Raw genomic sequence first — 6,000 nt, 5'->3', positions numbered from 1 at the left:
GACCCCCCCCCCCCACCCACCCCCCCCCCCCCCCCCCCCCCCCCCCCCCCCCCCCCCCCCCCCCCCCCCCCCCCCCCCCCCCCCCCCCACCCCCCCCCCCCCCCCCCCCCCCCCCCCCCCCCCCCCCCCCCCCCCCCCCCCCCCCCCCCCCCCCCCCCCGCCGTGGTTCGGGACCGGGAACCCCGATGTCGAGGAGGATGGCCACCACCGCGAATCGGCCGACGCCCCGCGGGACTTCGCCGAGGATCGGGCCGAGTCCGGACCGGGCGCGAACGCCGTCACCCGAACCCCCGGAGTCCTGGCCCATGCCGCGCACCACCCCGCCGCGACCCGACGACATCGAAGCCGTCTTCCCCGAACTGACCGCGCTGCGCCGGTCGGCCACCCGGCTCCATCCGCGGCGCGGCACGCCCACGGCGCGCGAGAGTTCCGTCGGCGGCCCGCCGCTGTGGCCGGCCGACGAGCCCTGGCCGGTCTGCACGCTCCCGCACAAGCGGGGCAGCGGCTACCGGTACGCCGAGGTGGTGCGGGAGCGGGAGATCCTGGAGCGGGCCTGGCGGCGCGATCCGCGCACCGGGCCGAACGCCGAGGAGACCGCGATCCTCGCCGGCTTCCAGCGCGGCCGGCACGCTCCGCACCTCGCCCCCACCGACCCCGTCCCGCTGCTCGCCGTGGCCCAGTTGTACCGGCGGGACGTGCCCGGGCTGCCCGACACGGGGGAGGGCGACCTGCTCCAGGTGTTCTGGTGCCCGTTCGAACGGCACGGCGAGAGCGGTCACGAGGTGCACGTACGGCTGCGGTGGCGCCTTGCGGAGGACGTCGGCACGCCCCTCGCCGAGCCGCCGGTCCCGGAGGTCGTCGGCCGTGCCGAACTCGTGCCCGACCCGTGCGTGGTGCATCCCGAGGAGATCGTCGAGCACCCGTACTACTTCGCCCTCGACCCCTCCCTCCAGGACCGGATCGACGCATGGGAGGGGCCGGAGGAGGAGAGGTACGTCTCCGACCTGTCCACGGCGCCCGGCTGGAAGACCGGCGGCCACATCTCCTGGCCCCTCACGGGCCCGCGCCCGCTGCTCTGCTCGGTCTGCGGCACGGACATGACCGCGCTGCTGACGGTGGCCGACCGCGAGTGGGACCCGAGCACCACCAGCTGGATCCCGTACGAGGACCGGCCGGACGCGCGTGTCCCGGGCGCGAGCGTCCCCACCGGCGTCTCCCCGGGCCGCGGCCGGCTGACCGTCGCCGTGTGCCCCCAGGACGCCGACCATCCGCTCGATCTGATCACCCAGTAGTGAGGCGATGACACGATGTGGCCCCGAGTCGACGGCATGCGGGCGATGGAGCTGGGCAGCCCGGACGAGATGCGCGTCCGGCTGAACGCGCTGGTCCTGTCCGGCCGCAAGCGCGCCACGACCGGCCTGCTCGCGGAGTACGTGGAGGAGACCGAGGGCCTGGAGTACGTCGGTGAGCGCCTCGCGCTCCTCGACATCGTGGGCCGTTCCGTGGCCGTCATCGAGATCACCGGCGTGGAGCGGACCACCTTCGGCGAGGTGACCTGGGAGCACGCGGCGGCCGAGGGGGAGGGGGACGCCGATCTGGCGGAGTGGCGCGCGGGCCACCGCCGGTTCTGGGGCTCCGAGGGTGCCCCGGTCGAGGACGACACCCCGGTGGTGTGCCTGGCGTTCCGGCTGGTCGCTGGGGACTGAGCGGGCTCAGCCCGCGGTCAGACCGGTGAGTTCCGTGAGCGGCAGCGTGTGCTGGGTCTGGAGCACCTTCGCGCGCAGGTAGCGGACGTTGTGCGGGGTGGTGAAGACGCCGGTCGGCACCCGGTCGTGGACGTCGATGCCCAGGTCCCGCAGCTGGCCGGCCTTGTCGGGGTTGTTGGACAGCAGGTCCAGGCGGCCGATGCCCAGGGCGCGCAGCATCTGTGCGGCGGCCGTGTAGTCGCGGTCGTCCTCGGGCAGGCCGAGGGCGGCGTTCGCCTCGTAGGTGTCCAGGCCCTGGTCTTGGAGGGCGTACGCGTCGAGCTTGTTGTAGAGGCCGATGCCGCGGCCCTCCTGGCGGAGGTAGAGCAGCACGCCGCCGGTCTCGGCTATGCGCTCGACGGCCTCGCGCAGCTGGGGACCGCAGTCGCAGCGGGCGGAGCCGAAGACATCGCCGGTCAGGCACTCGGAGTGCAGCCGGACCAGCGGGATCTCGCCCGGCTCGCCGAGAACGACGGCGAGGTGCTCCTGGCCGTCGGCCAGGCCGTGGAAGGTGACCAGCTCGGCGTCGACGGAGTAGCCGTCGGGGAAGCGGAGCGGTACCCGGACGCGGGCACGCTGGGTGGCGGCAGGGGTGTCGGGCATGCGGGTCTCCCGGTTCCGGTGGGCCGTGAACAGTGCCGGTGTTCTGCTTCAGATTTGAAGCAGATCCGGCGAAACGAGACCCTACCCCATGTTTTAAAATTGAAGCAACTGGTTTGTGGGGTGACTCATGAGGTGACTCGTGGTGCGCCTCGTCGACGCCTCGTGGACGCCTCATGCGCGCCTCATGCGCGCCCTATTAGGTCCCGGAGCACGGCGACGAACGCCGGCGCCACGGCAGATCCTCGGGCCCGGCCTCGCCGCCACCGCCCTGGAACCCGCGCGCGACCTGCGTGAAGATCTCCTCCAGCTGTCCCACCTGTTCCGGGGTGAGCCGGTCGAAGAGGGCGGCGCGGACCGTCTCGACATGGCCGGGCGCTGCGTTCTCCAGTACCGCCATGCCTTCGTCCGTCAGGACCGCGACGCTCCCGCGCTTGTCCCAGCGGCAGTCCTCGCGCCCCACCAGCCCGTCCTTCTCCAGACGGGACACGGCGTACGTCAGCCTGCTGCGGGTGATCTTCAGCCGCTCCGCGAGGTCGGTCATCCGCAGCCGCCGCTCCGGTGTCTCGGAGAGGTTGGTCAGGATGGAGTAGTACAGGTGGGGCATGCCGGCGTCCTGCTGGAGCTGCCGGTCGATCGCGTCCTCCAGGAGGAGGTAGCCGGCCATGTACGCGCGCCAGGCGCGCTGCTCCTCGGGTGTGAGCCAGCGGGTCGTCATGCACCCAGTGTAGGTTTGTTTCAAACTTGAACCAAGAGCTTGAGTCAAGACCCGTCGTCCGAACAGCCGAAGAGAGCCGCGCCGATGCCGTACCCGCACGTCCTGCTGTCCGCCGCCGTCTCCCTCGACGGCTTCCTGGACGACACCACCCCCGAGCGCCTGCTCCTCTCCAGCCCCGCCGACTTCGACCGCGTCGACGCGGTACGGGCCTCCGTCGACGCGATCCTGATCGGCGCCGGCACCATCCGCGCCGACAACCCCCGCCTGCTGGTGAACTCCCCCGACCGCCGCGCCGCCCGGGTCGCCGCGGGCCGGCCGGAGTACCCCCTCAAGGTCACCGTCAGCGGCTCCGGCGACCTCGACCCGGCGGCCCGGTTCTGGCACACCGGCGGCGAGAAGGTCGTGTACACGACGGAGAAGGGCGCCGCGCGGGCCCGGGCGCTCGGCATCGCGGCGGACGTCGTCCCGCTCGGCCCCGAGCTGGACTGGCGGCGGCTCCTCACGCACCTGCACGACGAGCGCGGGGTCCGCCGGCTCATGGTCGAGGGTGGCGGGACGATCCACACCCAGCTGCTCCGGCAGGGCCTCGCCGACGAACTCCAGCTCGTCCTCGCCCCGCTCCTGGTGGGCGACCCGGACGCGCCCCGCCTCTTCGGCCCCGGCGCCTACCAGGGCGGACGCCTGCGGCTGACCGAGACCCGGCGGATCGAGGACGTCGTCCTCATGCGCTACGAGCCCACCGCCCCCGGCACCGGAGACGTCCCCGCCGCCGCCGACCGGCACTGGCTCGCCCTCGCCTGCGAGCTGGCCGCCCAGTGCCCGCCGTCGGACACGGCGTTCAGCGTGGGCGCGGTGGTCGTGGCCGCCGACGGGACGGAACTGGCGCGCGGCCACTCCCGCGAGGCCGGCGACCCGCATGCGCACGCCGAGGAGGCCGCCCTCGCCAAGCTCGACCCCGCCGACCCCCGGCTCGCCGACGCCACCGTCTACAGCAGCCTCGAACCCTGCGCCGTCCGCTCCTCCCGGCCCACGCCCTGCGCCCGGCTCATCCTCGACGCGGGTGTGCGGCGGGTCGTCACCGCCTGGCGGGAGCCCGACACCTTCGTGACGGCCGCGGACGGCAGCGGTCTCCTCGCGGCCCACGGCGTCGATGTCGTCGTCCTGCCGGAGTACGCGGAGCGGGCCCAGGAACCCAACCGCCACCTGCCCGGATAAGCGATGTGCTTTCCGCCCCGTGGATAGCGTAGAGTGGTGTTCATCGCCGCGGGGTGGAGCAGCTCGGTAGCTCGCTGGGCTCATAACCCAGAGGTCGCAGGTTCAAATCCTGTCCCCGCTACTGATATCCGAGGGCCGGAATCCTTAATCAGGGTTCCGGCCCTCGGTGTTGTGTGCTCTCCCCATTCCCTCACTCCCTGTGATCGGCCGACCGCTCTGTGCATAACGAGTGAGTCACCATCAAAACGCGGGTGACTACTGAACGGTTCCCGGGGTAAGAGCGCCGCCGGTCAACTCGCCCGTTTTTCATCGTTCATGGCCCGAAAGTCCAGGCCGGAAAAGTAGTTGATCAAGTGGAACAGCTTGGAAACCCGCCCCCAGGTCTATTAACGTTCGATAACGCAGCGCGGTCGTCCCAGCCGTCACAAGAGTCGGCTCCGTGCGCACGCGCCGAATCCCGCAAGGGAACCGGGGAACCACCACCTTGGGGTGAATCGCACGGAAGCCGCCGTGAACTCGCAGAGTCACGAACGGTATACGCGCGTAGGAGACCTTCCCGCTCCGAACCCGTCAGCTAACCCGGTAGGCGACGGAAGGAAAGGAGTACGCCCGCGTGGCGTCCAACCGGCCTGCCCCCGAAGCCCCGTTCGTGCCGAGCCAGCGGTCCACCGAGACCCTCGCCTATGGCAGCTACCGCACCGACGAGGGCCCCTGGGAGGAATGGAACCCCACTGCGGAGTCCGTTCGCCCGGTCCGGGGCAAGCACCGGGTCGCCAAGCAGCGTGGCGGCGGGTTCGCCCGTAGCTCCACCGTTCTCGGCGTCGGCGTCATAGCCGCCGTCAGCGCGGGCGGGATGGCCAGCGCCAACACCGGCAAGGCCCCGGTCTCCATCTCCATGCCGGACCTGCCCAACGTCGGCTCGCTCATCTCCGACGACGAGCCCGTCCAGGACGCCGCGCCCGCGCTCAGCACCTTCGGCAGCGTCGCCACCGAGGCCGACGACGACACCCAGAGCGCCACCGACGCCGGCGAGGCCCTGCGCAGCCGGATCATGGCCCAGGCCGAGTCGCAGCAGACCCAGATCGAGACCAAGGCCGCCGAAGCGGCCGCGGCCGCCGTCGCCAAGGCCGAGGCCGACGCGGTCGCCAAGGCCGAGAAGGAGGCGGAGGCCAAGGCCGCCGCCGCCAAGGAGAAGGCCGAGGCGGAGGCCAGGGAGAAGGCCGAGGCCGCGCGCCTCGCCGAGCTGGCCAAGCAGTACACGCTGCCGACCTCCTCGTACACCATCACCTCGACCTTCGGTCAGGCCGGCCCTTACTGGTCCTCCGGCTACCACACCGGCCTCGACTTCGCCGCCCCCACGGGCACCCTGATCAAGGCCGTGCACAGCGGCACGATCACGTCGGCGGGCTGGGACGGCTCGTACGGCTACAAGACCGTGCTCACCCTCGACGACGGCACCGAGATCTGGTTCGCCCACCAGTCGTCGATCAGCGTCAGCGTCGGCCAGAAGGTCGCGACCGGCGATGTCATCGGCCGCGTCGGCGCCACCGGCAACGTCACCGGCGCCCACCTCCACCTGGAGGTCCACGCGGGCGGCAGCGCGGAGGGCATCGACCCGGCGGCCTGGCTGCGCAGCAAGGGCCTCAACCCCTGAGACAGCAGCTCCTGACCAGTCCCCGGCGGCCCTGACGACACCCCCCCGACGTCAGGGCCGCCGGTCTG

General features: G+C 72.4%; 6 protein-coding genes, 1 tRNA gene and 1 riboswitch. Of the genes, 5 read left to right on the top strand and 2 right to left on the bottom strand.

Translation table 11 applies throughout. The features are described 5' to 3' along the window. Window positions 1–305: 305 nt before the first annotated feature. Window positions 306–1,292, top strand: a complete 987-nt coding sequence (locus ACZ6D7_RS45885) for a hypothetical protein (protein ID WP_469504573.1) — start codon at window positions 306–308, stop codon at window positions 1,290–1,292. 15 nt (window positions 1,293–1,307) lie between these two features. Further along, window positions 1,308–1,706, top strand: coding sequence for an ASCH domain-containing protein (locus ACZ6D7_RS45880; RefSeq protein WP_469504570.1), 399 nt, complete (start codon window positions 1,308–1,310; stop codon window positions 1,704–1,706). Window positions 1,707–1,712: 6 nt separating this feature from the next. On the opposite strand, the gene ACZ6D7_RS45875 is transcribed toward ACZ6D7_RS45880, so the two are convergent. Next, window positions 1,713–2,348, bottom strand: coding sequence for a GTP cyclohydrolase II (locus ACZ6D7_RS45875; RefSeq protein WP_469504567.1), 636 nt, complete (start codon window positions 2,346–2,348; stop codon window positions 1,713–1,715). Window positions 2,349–2,544: 196 nt separating this feature from the next. Continuing rightward, window positions 2,545–3,063 carry a MarR family winged helix-turn-helix transcriptional regulator gene (locus ACZ6D7_RS45870; RefSeq protein ID WP_469504565.1) on the bottom strand — a complete coding sequence of 173 codons (519 nt, stop codon included), beginning with the start codon at window positions 3,061–3,063 and terminating at the stop codon, window positions 2,545–2,547. 84 nt (window positions 3,064–3,147) lie between these two features. Here ACZ6D7_RS45870 and ACZ6D7_RS45865 point away from each other — a divergent pair, with 84 nt between their 5' ends. The 3 genes from ACZ6D7_RS45865 to ACZ6D7_RS45855 all read left to right on the top strand — a co-directional run bounded on the left by ACZ6D7_RS45865 (window position 3,148) and on the right by ACZ6D7_RS45855 (window position 5,932). Further along, a complete protein-coding gene (locus ACZ6D7_RS45865) occupies window positions 3,148–4,278 on the top strand; it encodes a dihydrofolate reductase family protein (RefSeq protein WP_469504562.1) in 1,131 nt (376 codons plus the stop codon). Between the two features lie 47 nt (window positions 4,279–4,325). Beyond that, window positions 4,326–4,399, top strand: a tRNA-Met gene (locus tag ACZ6D7_RS45860). Window positions 4,400–4,716: 317 nt separating this feature from the next. Continuing rightward, a riboswitch (cyclic di-AMP (ydaO/yuaA leader) is annotated at window positions 4,717–4,882 on the top strand. Between the two features lie 9 nt (window positions 4,883–4,891). Next, complete coding sequence (locus tag ACZ6D7_RS45855; protein WP_469504560.1) at window positions 4,892–5,932, top strand: M23 family metallopeptidase; 1,041 nt, start codon at window positions 4,892–4,894, stop codon at window positions 5,930–5,932. The last annotated feature ends 68 nt before the right edge of the window (window positions 5,933–6,000 follow it).

Source organism: Streptomyces sp. NPDC041784, assembly GCF_055591025.1.
This window is presented reverse-complemented; position numbering and strand designations above follow the sequence as displayed.

What these genes read in the sequence shown, in the direction of transcription:
- ACZ6D7_RS45880 (WP_469504570.1), top strand. Translation starts at nt 1,308, where the DNA reads ATGTGGCCCCGAGTCGACGGCATGCGGGCGATGGAGCTGGGCAGCCCG.
- ACZ6D7_RS45885 (WP_469504573.1), top strand. Translation starts at nt 306, where the DNA reads ATGCCGCGCACCACCCCGCCGCGACCCGACGACATCGAAGCCGTCTTC.
- ACZ6D7_RS45865 (WP_469504562.1), top strand. Translation starts at nt 3,148, where the DNA reads ATGCCGTACCCGCACGTCCTGCTGTCCGCCGCCGTCTCCCTCGACGGC.
- ACZ6D7_RS45875 (WP_469504567.1), bottom strand. Translation starts at nt 2,348, where the DNA reads ATGCCCGACACCCCTGCCGCCACCCAGCGTGCCCGCGTCCGGGTACCG.
- ACZ6D7_RS45870 (WP_469504565.1), bottom strand. Translation starts at nt 3,063, where the DNA reads ATGACGACCCGCTGGCTCACACCCGAGGAGCAGCGCGCCTGGCGCGCG.